The following is an 18,816-nucleotide window of genomic DNA, read 5'->3' as shown; positions in this document are numbered from 1 at the left end:
TCGAGAGGTTTTCATGTTACTTAACCGAATTCTCGTAGCCGACGACGAAGAGAGCATGCGCTGGGTCCTTTCCAAGGCCCTGCGCAAGAAGGGGTTCACCGTGGATCTTGCCCGCGACGGCGAGGAGGCGCTGCGCCTCATCCAGTCGAACCCCTACGACCTGGCGATCCTCGACATCAAGATGCCGGGCCTCTCCGGGCTCGAACTCCTGGACCGGGCCAGGGAGCTCAAGAGCGATCTCCTCATGGTGATCATGACCGCCGAGGCCTCCATGAAGAACGCGGTGGAGGCGATGAAACGCGGCGCCTACGACTACATCACCAAGCCCTTCGACCTGGACGTGATCGACGCCATCATCGAGAAGGTGAGCAAGGCACGGGAGCTCACCTCCCAGATGTCGGTCCTGAAGGAGGAGCTGAAGGAGCGCTACCTCCTGGAGAAGAACATCATCGGCAACTCGCCGGCCATGCGGGAGATCTACAAGACCATCGGCAAGGTGGCGCCGAGCGACATCACCGTCCTCGTCCGGGGGGAATCGGGGACCGGCAAGGAGCTCATCGCCCGGGCGATCCACTTCAACTCCAAGCGGATCGGCAAGCCGTTCATCGCCCTCAACTGCGCCGCCATTCCGAAGGAACTCCTGGAGAGCGAGCTCTTCGGCTTCGAGAAGGGGGCCTTCACCGGGGCCACCGAGCGCAAGCTCGGCAAGTTCGAGCAGGCCAACGGCGGCACCATCTTTCTCGACGAGATCGGCGACATGCCCCTCGACCTCCAGGCGAAGATCCTGCGGGTCCTCCAGGAGAAGGAGGTGACCCGCACCGGCGGGAGTCAGAACATCTCCGTGGATGTCCGGATCGTGGCCGCCACCAACCAGGACCTGGAGGAGCTGGCGCGGAAGAAGCAGTTCCGGGAGGACCTCTTCTACCGCCTCAACGTGGTGCCGCTCCAGCTTGTGCCGCTGCGGGAGCGCAAAGAGGACATCCCGCTGCTGGTGGAGTACTTCCTCAAGAAAACCTGCGCCGAGCTGGAGGTGGCGGCCCGGACCTGCTCTCCCGAGGCGATGACGCTCCTCACCTCCTACGGCTGGCCGGGGAACGTCCGGGAGTTGGAAAACACCATCAAGCGGGCGGTGATCCTCTCCTCCGATCCGCTCCTGACCCCGGCGGACTTTCCGGGGCTCCGGGTCCAGCGCGGCGGAGAGCCGGCGGCAACCGACGAGCTCTCCCTGGAGGCCCTCGTCGACATGAAGCTGCGGGTGAGTCTCACCAACCTCGACAAGATGGAGACCGGCGACATCTACAACCTGGTCCTGAGGCAGATCGAGCGCCCCCTGGTCCGCTTCGTCCTCGAAAAGACCCGCGGCAACCAGGTGAAGGCCGCCGACATCCTCGGCATCAACCGCAACACGCTCCGGAAGAAGATCCAGGAACTGGGGATCGAACTGCGGAAAGAGTGACCGAACGTACGGCCGTAAATTAGAAAGGAGGAATCAACGGATGGGAGTGATGGAGACGTTCTTTCTCGACAGGAATCAGGCGGTGCTGGTGGTGATCGACGTGCAGGAGAAGCTCTGCCTCGCCATGGACCAGGAGGTGCTCGCCCAGCTGACCCGCAACACCGGCATCCTCCTGGAGGCGGCCCGGGAGCTCGGCATCCCGGTCATCGCCACCGAGCAGTACGTGAAGGGGCTCGGCTGCACCGTGCCGGAGCTCAGGGAGAAGCTCGAAGGAAACGCCTACGAGAAGATGGCCTTCAGCTGCTGCGGCGACCAGGCGTTCCTGAACCGCCTGGCGGAACTGGGGCGCAAGCAGGTCATCGTCACCGGGATGGAGACCCACGTCTGCGTCCTCCAGACGGTGCTGGAGCTGCGGGAGCGGGGCTACCACGTGCACCTCGTCAAGGATGCGGTCATGAGCCGGAAGAAGGGGAACTGGAAGGTGGGGATCAATGCAGCGGCCGCCGCCGGCGCCGTCGTCACCTCCACCGAGGCGGCACTCTTCCAGCTTTTGCGCGTGGCCGGCACCGAGGAGTTCAAGAAGCTGTCGAAGCTGGTGCGCTGATTTTTCCCGTACCACGAAGTGATATGAAAATATGAAAAAAGCCGTCCCGGCCGGGGCGGCTTTTTTCGTGCGGATTTCGTGTCGGTTGACCTCAGAACGGGATCGCCACCTTGACGGCGACGCCGTTCACGAGGGGATCGACCTGCTGCGTGATCCGCCGCAACTGCTCCTTCGGGACCTCCTGGGGGAGATAGTCGTTGTAGCTGACATCCACCGAAACCCCGCCGCGAAACACCATGCTCACGTCCCCGTCGCTGTTGGCCGCCAGAACTCCGGCAATCCCCTTTCCCTTGGCCCTGGGCGGGATTCCGGGGCCACCCACCACCTCTTGCTGGACGGAACGGGTGAGGGTCACCACCGGCATCGCCCCCCTCTCCTGCGCGCCGGCGGCGCCCGCCGCCAGCACCATGCATCCCAGCACCACCCCTGCCACCACACCTCGATAATACCTGCGGAGAGCCCCCATGGCCCGCCTCCTTCAGGCACCGGCGGCAACAAAAAAGCCGGGGCCGAATAATGTCGTGTGACATTTCGGCAACCCGGCTGTCTCGGTGAGACCCTGTGGGCTTTCCGTCCCATCCTCGCGGATGGTTTAGTATTATCGTGTATCACTGAGCTGATGTCGTTTGTCCTGAACGATGCAATCGGCATGCCGTAGTTCAACAAAACAACATCAGTCAGGTAACAACAGCGTTACGAGCGGTTTCCCGCGGAGAGAGCGTACCGGAGCCGGCCGCCCGGGGACGGAAAAACGTCCGCCAGGTGACCGAAAAGGTCGGCGATCAGGCGATGAGCCGCCGCGCGATGACGTCATGGCTCAGCCAGACGACCGGCGCCTCCGGCGCCCAGGAGTTGTCGAACATCAGGCGTCCCACCGCCTGGAAGACCGCCCGGGAAAGCTCCGCGCAGACGACGTTCTTCGGGTCGGCGCTCATCGCCATGAGCTCGTCGGAGGTGGAGAGCATGAATGCCGCCTGCTCCGGCGTGTTGTGGTGGGGCCACTCCTCGAACCGGCCGAACTGCGCCATGAGCGGCGCGCCGAGGTAGGCGTCGGCCCTCGCCAATAGCGTTTCGAGGGTCGCTCCCTCAGCGAGAAGCCCCCGGCAGGCGTGCCAGATCGCCTCGGCCGCCGCGCCGCCCCCTTCCTTCTTCAGGGCGGCGAGGAGCGGATAGAGGGAGATTTCCACCCCGAGGAAGAGGGCGCTGGAGTTGGTCTGGATCTCGGGGGAGTTGTAGACCGTAACCCTCACCCCTCCACGCCACGCCTTTTCGGCCACCTGTTCGAGCCGGATCTTGGCCCATCCCTGGAGGTAGGGGGTGTACGACTGCCAGCGGTACTCCCCGTCCACCAGGACACCGCAGCCGTGGTACCCGTAGGCGGTATAGGCGACCTTTCCCCCCACCCCTTCCACCCGGCCGCGGAGGGGGGCCGTGGCGGCGATCAGGGCATCGAAGGTGTCGGCGGTCACCTCGTCGAAGGAGAGGGAACAGAGCCGCCCCACATCGGAGTTCCAGAAGACCTCCGAAGAGAGATAGCGGTCCTCCTGCCCCTTGAAGACCCGGTTCAGGAGCGGCATGAGGGTGCGGGCCCGGGGGATGCCGCCGGCCATGGTGTGGGCCACGAGGAGATTCGCTCCGGCGGGGACGAGTCCCTCCAGTTCCGCCGCGAAGGAGGCGAGGTTGGCGCGGAAGCGGGCGATTCCCTTCAGCCGCGACTCCCCGATGGCCCCCATGTCGAGCCTCGTCTCGGCCACTGAATCAGGCTTCACCCCCTTGAGCCGGTCGGCAGGGGTAAAGCCGTCGGCGGCGGGCTCCAGGTCGAACCCCGCCTCCAGCGGGACGTTGATGATCTTTCCCCCCAGGTTCGCCTCGGCCTCGGCCAGCTCCTCGGGGGTCAGGGGACGCAAGGGGCCGTTGTTGTCGCGGCGGCCCACGGTGGCGCCGATGACGGTCATGCCGGCCTTTTTGGCCTCGTCGACGATGCCGTTGGCGTAGCCGCGGCCGAAGAGCTCGCCGAAGAGGACGAAGACGTCGCCTTTGCCGTAGCCGGCGGGCTCTGGGAGTTGTCGCAGGGGGTTGTATGGGGTCATGGGTTCATACCTCGATATCTGGGTTTGTAGGGGCGATCCCTGTGATCGCCCATCCTGCCACTGCGGACAGGGCGAATACGAGATTCGCCCCTACTCCTTCTCGTCCGATACGTCCACAATCAGGCCTCGACCGAAGCAGACCCCCCGTTTCGCCCCCTTGACGAAGTCGAGGAGGTAGCGGACGTCGTCGGTAACGGTGAGGGTGCGCTCCGCCTCGGCCAGGGCGTTCTGCATGTTGAGCCCGGAGAGGAAGAGGAGCTTGAAGGCGTTCTTGAGCGCCCGGATGCGGGCCTGGTCGAAGCCGTTGCGCCGCAGCCCCACGAGGTTCAGGGCCTTCACCGTGTGGGTGTCGTCCATGATGCAGAACGGCGGGACGTCGCGGGAGGTGCGGGAGAGCCCCCGCATCATGGCGAACTTCCCGATCCGGATGAACTGGTGGACCACGCAGTTCCCCGAGATGATGGCCCGGTCCTCCACGATCACGTGCCCCGCCAGGAGCGCCCCGCCGGCGAGGATGATGTTGTTCCCCACCTCGCAGTTGTGGGCCACGTGGGACTGGACCATGAAGAAGTTGTTGTCACCGACCACCGTCTTCGTCCCCGGGCGGTTGCCGCGGTGGATGGTGGCGTACTCGCGGATGATGTTGCCGTTGCCGACGATGGTCCAGCTCTCCTCCCCCCTGTAGCCGAAATCCTGGGGATCGTGGCCGACGATGGCGCCGTAGTGGATGGTGTTGTTCTCGCCGATCGTCGTCCAGGGGCCGACCACGGCGTTGGCCATGATCCGCGTCCCGGCGCCGACGCAGGAGTGGTCCCCCACCACCACGTTGGTGCCGATCTCGACGTCGGGGGCGATCGTTGCTGTGGGGCTGATCTGGGCGGATGGATGGATCATTGGAAACCTCGTGATTCGGGGCTCGGGACTCGGGACTCGGGGCTGAATTGGCATGACGTTCACCAGCCCCGAGCCCCCAGTCCCGAGTCCCTAGTAGTCAGAATGGTGCTTCTCCCGGCTCTCGAACTTGGTGTACTGGCCGTTGAACAAAAGACGCACGGTGCCGATGGGGCCGTTACGCTGCTTGCCGATGATGATCTCGGCGTCCTTGTCGTGCTCTTTGGTGCAGGAGCCGTCGCGCTTCTTGCAGTCGTCGCAGTAGACCGCATCGCGGTAGACGAACATGATCACGTCGGCGTCCTGCTCGATGGCCCCCGATTCCCGCAGGTCGCTCATGATGGGGCGCTTGTCGGTACGGCTCTCCAGAGAGCGGTTGAGCTGGGAAAGTGCCACCACCGGCACCTCCAGCTCCTTGGCCAGGGCCTTGAGCGAGCGGGAGATCTCCGAGATCTCCTGCTGGCGTGACTCGATGTTGGCGCTCCCCCGCATGAGCTGCAGGTAGTCGACCACGATCAGCCCCAGGCCGTGCTCCGCCTTGAGGCGCCGGGCCTTGGCCCGCATCTCCATCACCGGGATCGCCGGGGTGTCGTCGATGAACATCTGCGCCTTGGAGAGCTTGTCGGCGCCGTGGGTCAGCTTGTGCCAGTCGGTGTCGATGAGGTGGCCGGTCCGCAGCCGGCTCGCGTCGACCCGCGACTCGGAGCAGAGAAGCCGCATCACGAGCGACTCCTTGCTCATCTCCAGCGAGAAGATGGCGGCCGGGGCCGGCGGATCGGCGTGGGCCGCGGCGTACTGGGCGATGTTCAGGGCGAAGGCGGTCTTCCCCATGGAGGGGCGGCCGGCGATGATGATGAGATCCCCCTTCTGGAAGCCGGCGGTCATCTCGTCCAGGTCGTAGAAGCCGGTGGGAGTGCCGGTGACGGCCTGCTTCTTCTCGTAGAGAGACTCGATATGCTTGAAGGTGTCCTTCAGGATCGTGCCGACCGGGGTGAAGGCGGGGCGGAGCTTGTTGTCCGAGATCTCGAAGATCGTCTTCTGGGCGGAGTCGAGGAGCTCCTCCATCCCGGTCTCCCCCTCGTACCCCCGGGTGACGATGTCGGTGGCAGCGGTGATGAGACGCCGGGTGATCGACTTCTCCTTCACGATCTTGCAGTAGTAGGCGATGTTGGCGGCGGTGGGGACGTAGTCGACCAGGGTGGCGAGATAGGCGCCGCCACCCACCTCTTCCAGCTCCCCCTTGCGCTTCAGGATGTCGGTGAGGGTGATGAGGTCGCACGGCTCGTTGCGGGTGGAGAGCTCCACCATGGCGCGGAAGATCTTGCGGTGCGATTCGCGGTAGAGGTCGTCCGCCTCGATGGTCTCCAGCGCCCGGTTGATCGCCTCGTTGTCGAGGAGGATGCCGCCGAGGATCGACATCTCGGCCTCCAGGCTCTGGGGAGGGACTTTTCTCAGATCGACTGCGGACATGGCCTGCCTTGGGAAGAAGCGGTGGAAGTAACTCGCGGGAGGGATACTATACCGCGCGATGGAGTGCCGGGTCAACGATTTTGACCGCGGCGCCCTTTCTGCCGGAAGCGCTCGGCGCACACGAAAAAAGCCGGCAGAAAGCCGGCTATTTTCACTCTAACCAGTCAAGTTGTCGCGTCGGGATCAGTCGCAGTCCTCGCGCCAGAGGCACTGGTCCTGCCTGCAGGTGGCCGCCTTCCCTTCGGCGAAGCAGTCGGTGTTCCCCTCGGCGCGCTGGATGGTCTTGATCAGTTCGGCCTTTTTCATGGTTCCGGCCTTGACACCCCGCTGTTTGGCAATCTCCTTGAGCTCCTGCATCTTCATGGTCTTCCTCCCCTGTGATGTTGTTATCCCGTCATTTTCAGCATAAACGGTGCGATGTCCGAGCTGTGTGGCAAGCGTTTAACATTTACCAGAGGATTCACGGGTCCGCAACTCCCGGGCACTCTTTTTCCGCCGGATCCCCATTCTCCATCCCCTCCCGGTAAACAGTGACCATGTTTTTTCCCCGCCTCTTGCTGACGTACATCGCCTCGTCCGCCCGGGCCATGACGTCCTCCACATCGACGCCGTCGTCGGGATACGAGGCGATACCCGCCGAAAGCGTCGTCATGAGCCTCTTGCCGTCGTGCTCGAAGGGGGTATCGCGCATCTGGGCGATGAGCCGCTGCACCGCGGCCTCGATATCATGCTTGCCGGCCTCCACATACATGATCGTGAACTCGTCCCCGCCGTAGCGGGCGGCAATGTCGGTACAGCGGATACGCTGCGTGATCATGCGGGCCGTGTGCCGGATCAGCTCGGTGCCGGCAAAGTGGCCGTGGACGTCGTTTATCTTTTTCAGGTTGTCGGCATCGAGCATGCAGATCGTGAACGGCCGGTGATAACGCTTGGCGAGCTTTTCCTGGACCTCCGCCAGGTGGAAGAAGTTGCGCATGTTGCTGAGCCCCGTCACCTCGTCGGTGAGGGAGAGCTTCTCGATCTCCTTGCGGGCGTGCTCCGCCTCGCCGGAAAGCATCGCGCCCAGGTGGGCGATCAGCAGGAAGGGGAAAAGCTGGAGGAGGTACCCCACCATATCCCCCTTGCTGGCAAAGAGTCCGAGGAACTCCCCCGAGCTCAGCAATACGTAGAAGGAGATGGCGAGCCCCGCCATGAAGTAGGTGACCCGCCTCCGCTGGGTGAGGAAGGTGGCCATCAGCACCAGGTAAAGAAGTGATACGAAGGGGCTCGTCGCCTTCCCCGTGAACCAGGAAACGCCGACGATGAAGAGGAGGAAAATCATCAGGTCGGTGAGGGTCTTGCCCCGGCTCGACGTCCCCCGCAGGATCAGGTAACGGGCCGCCATGTTGTAAGCGAGGAGGAAGAAACAGAAGATGGCGAGGATCATGGCGCTCCGCTCGTCCGGCCCCATCAGCTTGATATCCAGCAGGACAAGCGCGATCAGCAGCCACGAGATGCTCCCCATGATCCGGTCGTACCCGGCGTAGCGCCCCGTTTCATCCAGGGGATGCCGGTCGTTGTTCTCCATCTCTGCCATATCCCTCCCCGTACGCGCCGGCGGCACCGGCGGAGCATGCCTCCCGGGAATCGTTAGTATCTCATCGGCACCGGCCTCCGGAAGTTGAGCGTTTTCTGAAACTATCCGCCAACTTCCCTCTCGACAAATTGAGTTTTTTTAAATAAGATTTCGCCGTATACAGTATACGATCCCGTCATCCCCCCCATGAAAGGAGAGCAGACGATGTCCACCAAGCCGTTCGTCTACCAGGACCCCTTCCCCCTCGCCAAGGAGAGCACCCGGTACCGCAAGATCGAGGGTTCCGAGAAGCACGTGACCGTCGAGCAGTTCGCCGGCAAGGAGGTGCTGCGGGTCTGCCCCGAGGCGCTCGCCATCCTCGCCAACGATGCGATGCGCGACGTCTCCTTCCTGCTTCGCCCCGAGCACAACGAGTCGGTGGCCAAGATCCTTCAGGATCCGGAAGCGTCCCAGAACGACAAGGGGGTGGCGCTCGCCTTCCTGCGCAACGCCGAGATCGCCGCCAAATTCGAGCTCCCGGTCTGCCAGGACACCGGCACCGCCACGGTCATCGCCAAGAAGGGACAACAGGTCTGGACCGGCGGCAAGGACGAGGAATTCCTTTCCAAAGGAATCCACAAGACCTACACCGAGGAAAACCTCCGCTACTCCCAGACCGTGGCGCTGGACATGTACGAGGAGATCAATACCGGCACCAACCTCCCGGCCCAGATCGACATCCAGGCCGTGGACGGCGACGCCTACAAGTTCCTCTTCATGGCCAAGGGGGGTGGCTCGGCCAACAAGACCATGCTCTTCCAGGAAACCAAGGCGCTCCTCACCCCCGAGAAGCTGGAGAAGTTTATCATCGACAAGATGAAGTACCTGGGGACCGCCGCCTGCCCCCCTTACCACATCGCCGTCGTCGTCGGGGGCACCTCGGCCGACCAGTGCATGAAGACGGTGAAGCTCGCCAGCGCCAAGTACCTGGATGAGCTCCCGACCAAGGGGAACGAGTACGGCCAGGCGTTCCGCGACCTGGAGCTGGAGGAGAAGATGCTCCAGGCCGCCTACAAGCTCGGCATCGGCGCCCAGTTCGGCGGCAAGTACTTCGCCCACGACATCCGCATCATCCGCCTGCCGCGCCACGGCGCCTCCTGCCCGGTGGGGATGGCGGTCTCCTGTTCCGCCGACCGCAACGTCAAGGCGAAGATCACCCGCGAGGGGCTCTTCGTCGAAGAGCTCGACCGCAACCCGGGGCGCCTCATCCCCGAGCAGTACCGCGGCAAGCACGAGCACGGGGTCAAGATCGACCTCAACCAGCCGATGAAGGCGATCCTCGCCGAGCTCAGCAAGTATCCGGTGGCGACACCACTGCTCCTGAACGGCACCATCGTCGTCGGCCGCGACATCGCCCACGCCAAGTTCAAGGAGATCATCGACGCCGGCAAGCCGGTCCCCGAGTACCTCCTCAAGCACCCGATCTACTACGCCGGCCCGGCCAAGACCCCGCCGGGCAAGCCCTCCGGCTCCTTCGGCCCCACCACCGCCGGCCGGATGGACTCTTACGTCGACCTCCTCCAGTCCAAGGGGGCGAGCATGATCATGATCGCCAAGGGAAACCGGAGCCAGCAGGTGACCGACGCCTGCAAGAAATACGGCGGGTTCTACCTCGGCTCCATCGGCGGCCCGGCCGCGGTCCTGGCCGAGGAGAACATCAAGAAGGTCGAGTGCATCGACTTCCCCGAACTGGGGATGGAAGCGGTCTGGAAGATCGAGGTGGAGAACTTCCCGGCCTTCATCCTGGTGGACGACAAGGGGAACGACTTCTTCAAGCAGCTGGGGCTGTAAGCAATAACAGCCTGAATGAAAAAGCCCCCGGTTGCCAACGCGGCCGGGGGCTTTTTACATTTATGCCGGAGGACGCAGGCGTCTTGCAGTCAATGGCTTTTCTGTGCCGCCCTCTGCGGAAACAGGCACAGACTTGTCAGGATAACGCCGAGAAGCACCGCCGATGCCGAGTAACGGCTTAACGCAAGCCCTCCGGCGGTGACCGGCTTGTCAAGCAGGTCACCGACCACGGCCCCGAGGGGGCGGGTCAGGATGAATGCCGCCCAGAAGAGTGTCGTCCGGGAGATACGCGTCCGGTAGTATGCGGCAACGACAACCGCCAGCAGGAGGCTGAAAACAACGGACCCTTTCATGTAGCCGAGTCCGGCCGTATCCGCGGTCCAGTCCCCGAGCGCGGTGCCGAGGGTCTGGGAAAACATGATCGTCACCCAATAAAACACCTCGGCCTTTTTTGTCCGCACCGTATCAACAGAAACAGAGCCCATGGTGCGATGCCAGACAAACAGGGAAGCCATCAACAGGGCAAACAGCATTGATGTACCGCCGGCATAGCCGATCCCCAGCGAACGATCGGCAAAATCGGCCAGGGTGGTACCCACCGTTGTCGTGGCAATGATGGTCGTCCAGTACAACAGCGGGTGATATCGCCTTGCAGAGACCTGCACGGTAACGGCAACGGCAAAAAGTGCCGCAAATATCGCTGTTCCAACCAGATAACCCAGGTTCATCGACATCGAGACCGCATCCCCCCCGGTTTCACCCAGCGTGGTTGCTGCTATCTTGATGATCCAGAAGATCAGCGTAGCCTCGGGAACCTTGCTGAGACTTTTTTCCACAGTGACATTCATAGGCTCTCCTTGATGAGCGTGGCGTTCCGCAACCCAGCCGCGCCGGACAGGCGGAGCGCCCCCCGGGCGGCGGGTTGCAAGAACCGCACGGAAACAGAGGTGAATCGCCTAATCTTCCCTGTCGTTGCCGTCGTCACGGTCGGCCTTGTCTATGGAGAAGGCGAGCACCTTACCCTTGGCCGCATCGACGGCAACGTCGTAGGTAGTGCCGTTGGCAACCACCTCGACATCGTAGACCCACCCCTTCCTGCTCGACTCCAGTTCCGCCCGTACCGCCTGTCCATGGAGCCGCTGCTGCGCTGCCTGGACCGCCTGGACCAGCGATACCGTGGCATGGCTGGTGACGAGCGCGTCGTTTTCCTGCGGTTTTGCGGCATGGGCCGCAAGGGCGCCAACCGTGGCCGTGGAGAGGGCTACAACCGTGATTCCTGCCTTGATTGCTCGTTTCATTGGTGTTACCTCCTGTTTTGATTTCTGCAGCCATGCTGCATGATTCAGACGATAACAGGAGAAACTTAGCGGAGAATTAAGGATGGGAATTTTTCTGAAAAAAAACCGTCGCTCCGGGGTGGCGCATGAATTTGAAAGCTGAAGCAGTTAGCACGGGAGCCGGAGGAGCAACCTGAATTTTTTCGTTTCGCGCCTGCGGCCGGTTTTGGGCTTGACAGCCACTGGAGAGATAACGTATACAAAACAGCCAATTTCGGTGCCCGTGCCATTCTCGCCCGTTCCACCCCCTGCAAGCCTCGCCCCCATTCCTCCCCGGCTTCACAGCACGATCACAGTTATGGCGGACGGCCTCCCGTCCCCCATTCACATTTCACAGAAAGAGAGAACCATGATCAACCTGAAACCCGAAGTCGTCGCCCAGCTCGAGCGCGTGCTCGGCTCCGTCGAAATGCTCCTTCCCCGGGCGGTCAAGCCGATCGACTGGGCCTCCTGCTCCGCCGCCAACTGGCGCCGCCACTCCTTTTCCGGCTTCCTCGAACCGGTCCGGGTGACCGACACCACCACGCTCGACGAGCTGCTCGGGGTGGAGGAGCAGAAGGCGATCATGATCAACAACACGCGCCAGTTCCTGAAGGGGCTGCCGGCCAACAACGCCCTCCTGTGGGGGTCGCGGGGCACCGGCAAGTCGTCGCTGGTGAAGGCGCTCCTCAACGAATACGCCGCCGAGGGGCTCCGGGTGATCCAGGTGGAGAAGGAAGACCTGATCTACCTCTCCGAGATCTTCGCCGCGGTGGAAAACGAGCCGTACCGCTTCATCCTCCTCTGCGACGACCTCACCTTCGAGGTGGGGGAGCTGGGGTACAAGATGCTCAAGAGCGCCCTCGACGGCTCGGTCTACTCGGCCCCCGAGAACGTCCTGATCTACGTCACCTCCAACCGCCGCCACCTCCTCCCCGAGTACGAGACCGACAAACTGGGGGGCAAGTATGTCAACGGCGAGCTCCAGCAGAGCGAGGCGACGGAGGAGAAGGTCTCGCTCTCCGACCGGTTCGGCCTCTGGATCCCGTTCCACGTCTTCACCCAGGACCGCTACATCGAGGCGGTGCGCCTCTGCGTCGAACGCGAGGCCCGCAACCGCAAGGTGGAAATCCCGTGGACGAAGGAACTGGAGCAGGACGCCATCAAGTGGTCCCACGACAAGACCAAGCGCTGTGGCCGGACCGCCTTCCAGTTCTCCAAGAACTGGGTGGGACAGTTCCTCCTCTCGCGCGTGTGAATTCTTGTGAAGCATCAGGCCAAGCGAACGTGAAACTCCCCGCCCGACTCTACCCCGGCACGCTCATCCGCCGCTATCAGCGGTTTCTCGCCGACGTGCAGCTTGACGACGGGACCATCGTCACCGCCCACTGCCCCAACTCCGGGAGCATGAAGGGGTGCAACGTCCCCGGCAGCCCGGTCTACCTCTCCCGCAGCGACAACCCCGCCCGCAAGCTCGCCTACACCTGGGAGCTGGTCCAAAGCAGCGGTTTCTGGGCCGGCATCAACACCGCCCTTCCGAACCGCCTCGTGCGGGAGGCGATCGAGGACGGCACCGTCGCGGAACTGCAGGGATACGGGACGATCCGCCCCGAGGTCCCCTACGGCACCCGCAGCCGCATCGATCTCCTGCTGGAGGGGAAAAAGGGGCGCTGCTGGGTGGAGGTGAAGAATGTGACCCTGGTGGAGGGGGAGCGGGCGCTCTTTCCCGACTCCGTCACGGAGCGGGGGCAGAAGCACCTGCGGGAGTTGATGGAGGTGGTGAGGCAGGGGGACCGGGGGGTGATCTTCTTCGTGGTGCAGCGGGGAGACGGCGCTGCGGTGGCGCCGGCGGACACCATCGACCCGGAGTACGGCCGGCTTTTGCGCCAGGCGGCGGCCCGCGGCGTGGAGCCCCTCGCCTACCGGGCGCTGGTGACCCCGGAGGAGATCAAGCTCGTGGAGCGGCTGCCGGTGGTGCTGGGGGGATAGGACGCTCCACGCCACTCTCAGCGGCAATCAGCACGCCCACCATCTGTTCCGCCGTGGCAAGGGCGTGGCGGACTTCCGTACTGAACCCCTCCCCGTGGCCGAAATCGTGCCCTGCGACCGTCACAAGCCAGGCCGGCGGAGCCGCGCCGTAAAGACCATCGGCAAGCGCCAGGAGTTCTTCGGGGGCAAGATGGTGTCCAAGGGAGCTCCCTGCGCAGACCGGCGAAATTCGGCTCAGGCGGACCGGTTCCCCGTCCGTGGCGTCCGCAAGCCGGGCGTCGCAGAAAATCGCGGCGGCCACCCCGGGGGCGGCAAGCTCCTCGGCCAGCTCGGGGAGAAGCTGCTGCGTCTCTATCAACTTCACTCCAGGTCCCGCCCCGCGGGCCACCCTACCCGCCAGCGCCACTCCGGCCCCGTCATCACGCCGCAGCACGTTCCCGTATCCGATCAAAAGTACGATGGCATGTCGCCTTTCCCCCTCACCCCCGCCCCTCTCCCCCGGGGAGAGGGGACAGATCAAACCCTCTCCCCGGGGGAGAGGGTGGCCGAAGGCCGGGTGAGGGGTGACCGGGCCGCCTCGTCGAGCACCGTTCCGTCCGGGGCGAGGAGGAGGACCCGGAGCGGCATCCGGCCGTAGGCGTGGGTGGCGCAGGAGAGGCACGGATCGTAGCAGCGGATCCCGTGCTCGATCCGGTTCAGGATCCCCTCGCTGAACTTCCCCCCCCTGATGAACGTCCCCGCGATCTGCCGGATGGTGCGGTTCATGGCCAGGTTGTTCTGGCCGGTGGCGATGAGGAGGTTCAACCGCCGGACGACGCCGTCGGCATCCACCTCGTAGTCGTGGAAGAGGACGCCCCGGGGGGCCTCGCAGAAGCCGACCCCCCGCTCCTGGTTGATGCCGGCGTCGCTCCGGACGTGGCGGTCGAGGAGCTCCGGGTCGTCGAGCATCTCCCCGATCCGCTCCAGGGCGTGGAGGATCTCGATCAGCCGCGCGTGGTGGTAGTGGAAGCTCCCGGTGACGGTCCGCCCCTGTCCCCGCAGGTCGCGGAAGCGGACCAGCTCGCGCTCCGCCTCGGGGGTGCCGGCGGCGTCGCAGATGTTGAGGCGCGCCAGGGGCCCCACCCGGAACATCCCGCCATCCGCCTCCCCGACCCGGCTCCGGTAGTAGGGGAAGAGCATGTAGCTCCACGGCTCGGCCCGCTCGTCGATGGCGAGGTCGTAATGCGCGGGGGGGAGCTCCTCCACCACCGTGCCACCGGCATCCACGAAACGGAGCACCCCGTCGTAGTACTCCAGCTCCCCCTCCACCTCGGAGACGAGGCCGGCGAAGAGGGAGGGGAAGTCACCGAAGGCGCTGATCTCGGCGCCATGGCGGTCGTAGATCTCTTCCAGGAGGCCGAGGGCCGAGCGGACGATGGCGAAGCCGTCGGGGAGGAGGAGGGCGATCTGCTCCCGGTGCGCGGCGCTGAGCGGTTCCCGGACCCCGCCGGGGACCGCCCAGGAGGGATGGATGCTCTCCCCCGCCACCAGGCTCACGATCCGCTGGCCGATCTGGCGCAGCCTGATCCCGCCGCGGGCCACCTCGGGGCGGCTAGACAGAAGCCCCATGAGATTGCGTCGCGACGGCTCCCCGGCCATCCCCATGAGGAGATCGGCGGCGGAGAGGTGGAAGAAGCTCAGGGCGTGGCTCTGGATGAGGGAGGCCAGGTTGGCGATCCGGCGCAGCAGTGCGGCGGCGGGGGGGATGCTCACCCCGAGGATGGCGTCGCCGGCCCGGGCGGCGGAGATGGAGTGGCTCACCGGGCAGATGCCGCAGATGCGGGCGGTGATGCCGGGCATCTCCCAGATGCTCCGGCCGACGCAGAACTGCTCGAAGCCGCGGAACTCGGTGACGTGGAACCGGGCGTCGGCCACGTCGCCGGCGTCGTCGAGCCGGATGGTGATGGTGGCGTGCCCCTCGATGCGGGTCACGGGATCGATGGTGATGGTGCGGGACATGAACGTTACTCTCTCCTACCCGAAGGTGCGCATCGACTCGGCAAGGGCCACCGGCTCGCCCCGCAAAAGCGCCCGAACCGCCTCCCAGATCCGGTCGGCATCGGGGGGGCAGCCGGGGACGTAGCCATCCACCGGAATCACCTGGTGAAGCGGCAGGGCCCGGGGGAGGAGCTCCGGGATGCTCGTGTAATCGAGAAACGCCTTCCCGCTCCGGCCGTCTTCGGCGCGGAAAGGGGCAAGGACCGCCTCCACCGGGAAGAGGTTGCGCAGGCTGGTGACGTTGCCGGTGACGGCGCAGTCGCCGAGGCTCACCACAATGCGGCTTCGCTCCCGCACCCGCTCCGCCATGGCGAGGTTGGCGCGGTTGGTGACCGCCCCCTCCACCAGGGTCACGTCAACCCCTTCCGGGAACTCCTTGGTGTCGACGAAGGGGCTGAAGACCAGCTCCGCCGCCTCGGCAAGCTCCACGAGCCGCTCGTCCAGATCGAGAAAGCTCATGTGGCAGCCGGAGCAGCCGCCGAGCCAGACCGTGGCGAACCTGATCCTATCCGTCGTTCCTGCCTTGTTCATCGCCTCACCCTTCCCATTCCTTCCGGTCGCGCCCTTCCAGCACCCGCCGCAGCATCCCCGGGTCCTTCACCATCTCACCCACCGTCGCCCCCTTGGTGAAGAGGGCGCCGGTGGGGCAGACCTGGACGCACTTGCCGCAGCTGGTGCAGGTCTCGCTCTCCCCCCAGGGGTAGTTCAGGTCGGCGATGATGCGGCTGCGCACCCCCCGGTGGGCGATGTCCCAGGTGCGGACCCCCTCCACCTCGTCGCAGACCCGCACGCAGCGGGTGCAGAGAATGCAGCGGTTGTGGTCCATCCCGAAGCGCTCGTGGGAGAGGTCCATGGTGACCCGCGGCGAGAGGTACTCGTAGCGGACGTGGTCCACCCCGAGGGAGGCGGCGACGTTCTGGAGCTCGCAGTGCCCGACGGAGACGCAGACCGCGCAGTAGTGGTTACGCTCGGCCAGGAGCAGCTCCACGATCATCCGGCGGTAGCGGATGAGGCGCGTGGTGTGGGTCCGGATCACCATCCCCTCCCGGGCCGTGGTGGTGCAGGCGGTCACGGGGCGGGGGCTCCCCTCCACCTCCACGATGCAGAGCCGGCACCCACCCCGCTCGCTGAGCCCCTCCATGTGGCAGAGGGTCGGAAGCGTTATGCCGTGCTCCCGGATCACCTCCAGGAGCGACTCCCCCCGCCGGCCGCTCACCAGTTCGTCGTTGATCGTCAGCGTTATGACCGGCATCACTCCACCTCCCCGGGAACGCCCATGGCGTGCAGCAGCGCCTCTCCCCCGGCGCCGGGGGCCGGGCTCTCCGCCATGGCGCAGACCCCGGCGGCGCAGCGGCGCTGGCGGATGTGGTCCGCGTACTCGTCGCGGAAGTAGCGCAGGGTGCTCAGCACCGGGTTGGGGGCGGTCATGCCGAGGCCGCAGAGGCTCGTGGTGCCGACCAGCTCGCAGAGCTCCTCCAGCTTCGCCAGGTCGTCCATGGTGGCGGTGCCGCTGGTGATCCGGCGCAGCAGCCGGTGCATCTCCACCGTCCCGACCCGGCACGGGGCGCACTTGCCGCAACTCTCGTCCCGGCAGAAATCGAGGAAAAACGACGCCACGTCGGGCATGCAGCTCGTCTCGTCCATGATGATCAGTCCCCCCGACCCCATGATGGTGCCGAGCCGCTCCATGCTCTCGTAATCGAGGGGGGTGTCGAGGAACGCGGCCGGGATGCATCCCCCCGACGGTCCCCCCGACTGGGCCGCCTTGAACCGCTTCCCCGACGGGATGCCGCCGCCGATCTCAAAGACCACCTCCCGCAGGGTGGTCCCCATGGGGACCTCGATGAGGCCGGCGATCTCCACCTGGCCGCAGAGGGCATAGACCTTGGTTCCCCTGCTCTTGGGGGTCCCGATGGCGGCGAACCACTCGGCCCCCCGCCCGACGACGGCCGGGACGGCGGCAAAGGTCTCCACGTTGTTGATGAGGGTCGGATTCCCCCAGAGCCCCTTCTGGGCCGGATAGGGAGGACGGTTCCACGGCTGCCCCCGCTTCCCCATGATGGAGGCCATAAGCGACGTCTCCTCGCCGCAGACGAAGGCGCCGGCACCGGTGCGGATGTCGATCCGGAAGTTGAAGTTGCTCCCGAGAACGCGGCTACCGAGGAGCCCCTTGCGCTCGGCATCGCGGATCGCCCCCTCCAGCCGCCGCCCCGCCAGGTGATACTCCCCCCGGACGTAGACGAACCCCTGCTCGGCGCCGATGGCATAGCCGGCAAGCGCCATCCCCTCCAGGACCCGGTGAGGGTCCGACTCCATGATGGAACGGTCCATGTAGGCGCCGGGGTCCCCCTCGTCGCCGTTGGCCACCACGTACTTCCGTTCGCCGGGGGCCTTGCGCGCCAGGCTCCACTTGACCCCGGTCGGATAGCCGGCCCCTCCCCGCCCCCGCAGGCCGGAGAGCGAAACCTCGCGGCAGACGTCGTCGGGGGTCATCTCGTGGAGGGCGTGGGAGAGCGCCCCGTAGCCGCCGGCCGCCACGTACTCCTCGATCCGTTCGGGGTTGATGGCGCCGCTGTTGGCGAGGACCACCCGCTCCTGGCGGGCAAGAAACGGAAAGTCGGGAGGGAGGGGGGAAACCGTCGGCGGCTTGCGCCCCTTGACGACGGAGAAGAGGATCTGGCGGGCAGACTCGGGGGTGACCCGCTCGTAGATGACTTCCTTTCCCCTGGAGCGGACCTTGACCAGGGGACCCCGGCTGCAGGGCCCCATGCATCCGGAGGCGACCGGTTCGATCTCCGCGTCGAGCCCCCCCTCCGCGACCCCTTGGCGAAGGGTCTCCAGCACCGCGTCAGCCCCGGCGGAAAGACAGGGGGTGCCGGCGCAGACCAGGATCCGGCACCGGAACCCCTCCTGGCGTTCCCGCTCCTGTTCCGCCATGACCCTCAGGTCGGCCGGGATCACGGCGTCCCTCCCCTTCTCCCCCGGCGGCGGGGGCGTTCGGCCACTGGCTTCTTCTCCGGCTTCCCCTCCGCGATGAGGCGGTGGGCGGCAGCGGCGGCCGAGTCGGGGGTGCTGCGGCCGGCGATCTCGCCGTCCAGGACCACCACCGGCGCCAGGCCGCAGCTACCGAGACAGCGGACGGTGGAGAGGGTCAGCTTCCCGTCGGCGGTGGTATTCCCCCCCTTCACGTCGAACTCCCCTTCGAGCCTTTTCACGATCTCGCCGGAACGCTTCACGTAGCAGGCGGTGCCGGTGCAGACGACGCAGGAGTGCTCGCCCCGGGGCTCCAGGGAGAAGAAATGGTAGAAGGTGGCCACGCCGTAGACCCGGCTCAGGGGAACCTTCAGCTGCCGGGCCACATGGTCCATCAACTCGTCGCTCAGGAAGCCGAAGGCCTCCTGGGCCACGTGAAGCACCTCGATCAGGGCATCCGGGCGGTACTGGTACTGCTTGAGGGTCCGCTCCACCGCGGTGAAGCGGGGATCGGAGGCGAGGGCGGGGCTCAGGCTGCTGTCGGACTGCTTGTCTGCGTGGCGCACGCTCTGCTCCCTGAAGTG

General features: G+C 65.3%; 19 protein-coding genes and 1 riboswitch. Of the genes, 5 read left to right on the top strand and 14 right to left on the bottom strand.

Features of this window, described 5'->3' with window-relative positions; genetic code table 11:
- Window positions 1-13 precede the first annotated feature (13 nt).
- Window positions 14-1,456 (top strand): sigma-54 dependent transcriptional regulator, encoded by a 1,443-nt coding sequence (locus M6689_RS03875; RefSeq protein WP_298268053.1) that lies wholly within the window; start codon window positions 14-16, stop codon window positions 1,454-1,456.
- 40 nt (window positions 1,457-1,496) lie between these two features.
- Window positions 1,497-2,060, top strand: a complete 564-nt coding sequence (locus M6689_RS03870) for a hydrolase (protein ID WP_298268051.1) — start codon at window positions 1,497-1,499, stop codon at window positions 2,058-2,060.
- A gap of 91 nt (window positions 2,061-2,151) precedes the next feature.
- Here the strand turns inward: M6689_RS03870 and M6689_RS03865 are convergent, their stop codons facing one another.
- From M6689_RS03865 to M6689_RS03840, 6 genes are all read right to left on the bottom strand, one after another.
- Window positions 2,152-2,526 (bottom strand): hypothetical protein, encoded by a 375-nt coding sequence (locus M6689_RS03865; protein ID WP_298268049.1) that lies wholly within the window; start codon window positions 2,524-2,526, stop codon window positions 2,152-2,154.
- Between the two features lie 64 nt (window positions 2,527-2,590).
- Window positions 2,591-2,667, bottom strand: a riboswitch (cyclic di-GMP riboswitch).
- A 175-nt stretch (window positions 2,668-2,842) separates the two neighbouring features.
- The gene (locus tag M6689_RS03860; RefSeq protein WP_298268047.1) at window positions 2,843-4,150 is read right to left on the bottom strand and encodes a hypothetical protein; all 1,308 of its coding nucleotides are present in this window, start codon (window positions 4,148-4,150) and stop codon (window positions 2,843-2,845) included.
- A gap of 90 nt (window positions 4,151-4,240) precedes the next feature.
- Window positions 4,241-5,044 carry an acyl-ACP--UDP-N-acetylglucosamine O-acyltransferase gene (gene lpxA, locus M6689_RS03855; protein ID WP_298268045.1) on the bottom strand — a complete coding sequence of 268 codons (804 nt, stop codon included), beginning with the start codon at window positions 5,042-5,044 and terminating at the stop codon, window positions 4,241-4,243.
- 90 nt (window positions 5,045-5,134) lie between these two features.
- On the bottom strand, window positions 5,135-6,511 hold the full coding sequence (gene dnaB, locus M6689_RS03850; RefSeq protein WP_298268043.1) for a replicative DNA helicase: 1,377 nt from the start codon (window positions 6,509-6,511) through the stop codon (window positions 5,135-5,137).
- A 183-nt stretch (window positions 6,512-6,694) separates the two neighbouring features.
- The gene (locus tag M6689_RS03845; protein ID WP_298268041.1) at window positions 6,695-6,874 is read right to left on the bottom strand and encodes a Rho termination factor N-terminal domain-containing protein; all 180 of its coding nucleotides are present in this window, start codon (window positions 6,872-6,874) and stop codon (window positions 6,695-6,697) included.
- Window positions 6,875-6,971: 97 nt separating this feature from the next.
- Window positions 6,972-8,087, bottom strand: a complete 1,116-nt coding sequence (locus M6689_RS03840; protein ID WP_298268038.1) for a GGDEF domain-containing protein — start codon at window positions 8,085-8,087, stop codon at window positions 6,972-6,974.
- A 204-nt stretch (window positions 8,088-8,291) separates the two neighbouring features.
- Here M6689_RS03840 and M6689_RS03835 point away from each other — a divergent pair, with 204 nt between their 5' ends.
- Window positions 8,292-9,917 (top strand): fumarate hydratase, encoded by a 1,626-nt coding sequence (locus M6689_RS03835; protein ID WP_298268035.1) that lies wholly within the window; start codon window positions 8,292-8,294, stop codon window positions 9,915-9,917.
- Window positions 9,918-10,006: 89 nt separating this feature from the next.
- On the opposite strand, the gene M6689_RS03830 is transcribed toward M6689_RS03835, so the two are convergent.
- Both M6689_RS03830 and M6689_RS03825 read right to left on the bottom strand, forming a co-directional pair.
- Window positions 10,007-10,765 (bottom strand): hypothetical protein, encoded by a 759-nt coding sequence (locus tag M6689_RS03830; protein ID WP_298268032.1) that lies wholly within the window; start codon window positions 10,763-10,765, stop codon window positions 10,007-10,009.
- A 108-nt stretch (window positions 10,766-10,873) separates the two neighbouring features.
- Window positions 10,874-11,215 (bottom strand): PepSY domain-containing protein, encoded by a 342-nt coding sequence (locus M6689_RS03825; RefSeq protein ID WP_298268029.1) that lies wholly within the window; start codon window positions 11,213-11,215, stop codon window positions 10,874-10,876.
- A gap of 388 nt (window positions 11,216-11,603) precedes the next feature.
- Here M6689_RS03825 and M6689_RS03820 point away from each other — a divergent pair, with 388 nt between their 5' ends.
- Window positions 11,604-12,491 (top strand): ATP-binding protein, encoded by an 888-nt coding sequence (locus M6689_RS03820; RefSeq protein ID WP_298268027.1) that lies wholly within the window; start codon window positions 11,604-11,606, stop codon window positions 12,489-12,491.
- 29 nt (window positions 12,492-12,520) lie between these two features.
- Complete coding sequence (sfsA, locus tag M6689_RS03815) at window positions 12,521-13,222, top strand: DNA/RNA nuclease SfsA (RefSeq protein ID WP_298268024.1); 702 nt, start codon at window positions 12,521-12,523, stop codon at window positions 13,220-13,222.
- Here sfsA and M6689_RS03810 read toward each other — a convergent pair.
- From M6689_RS03810 to hoxE, 6 genes are all read right to left on the bottom strand, one after another.
- The gene (locus tag M6689_RS03810) at window positions 13,182-13,655 is read right to left on the bottom strand and encodes a hydrogenase (protein WP_366949723.1); all 474 of its coding nucleotides are present in this window, start codon (window positions 13,653-13,655) and stop codon (window positions 13,182-13,184) included. The genes sfsA and M6689_RS03810 overlap by 41 nt on opposite strands.
- Before the next feature lie 83 nt (window positions 13,656-13,738).
- Window positions 13,739-15,220, bottom strand: coding sequence for a Ni/Fe hydrogenase subunit alpha (locus M6689_RS03805; protein WP_298268021.1), 1,482 nt, complete (start codon window positions 15,218-15,220; stop codon window positions 13,739-13,741).
- A 15-nt stretch (window positions 15,221-15,235) separates the two neighbouring features.
- Window positions 15,236-15,790: an NADP oxidoreductase gene (locus M6689_RS03800; protein WP_298268019.1), complete on the bottom strand. Its 555-nt coding sequence runs from the start codon at window positions 15,788-15,790 to the stop codon at window positions 15,236-15,238.
- Window positions 15,791-15,794: 4 nt separating this feature from the next.
- Complete coding sequence (hoxU, locus tag M6689_RS03795) at window positions 15,795-16,511, bottom strand: bidirectional hydrogenase complex protein HoxU (protein ID WP_298268016.1); 717 nt, start codon at window positions 16,509-16,511, stop codon at window positions 15,795-15,797.
- A complete protein-coding gene (locus M6689_RS03790) occupies window positions 16,511-18,220 on the bottom strand; it encodes a NuoF family protein (RefSeq protein WP_298268014.1) in 1,710 nt (569 codons plus the stop codon). The genes hoxU and M6689_RS03790 overlap by 1 nt, the downstream gene beginning before the upstream one ends.
- On the bottom strand, window positions 18,217-18,798 hold the full coding sequence (hoxE, locus tag M6689_RS03785) for a bidirectional hydrogenase complex protein HoxE (protein WP_298268012.1): 582 nt from the start codon (window positions 18,796-18,798) through the stop codon (window positions 18,217-18,219). Before hoxE ends, M6689_RS03790 begins: the two co-directional genes overlap by 4 nt.
- Window positions 18,799-18,816 lie beyond the last annotated feature (18 nt).

This window comes from Geobacter sp. (assembly GCF_027327745.1).
In the GTDB taxonomy this organism is placed as follows: Bacteria; Desulfobacterota; Desulfuromonadia; order Geobacterales; family Geobacteraceae; genus Geobacter.
The sequence above is the reverse complement of the archived record's forward strand: the minus strand, read 5'-3'. Positions and strand labels throughout refer to the sequence as shown.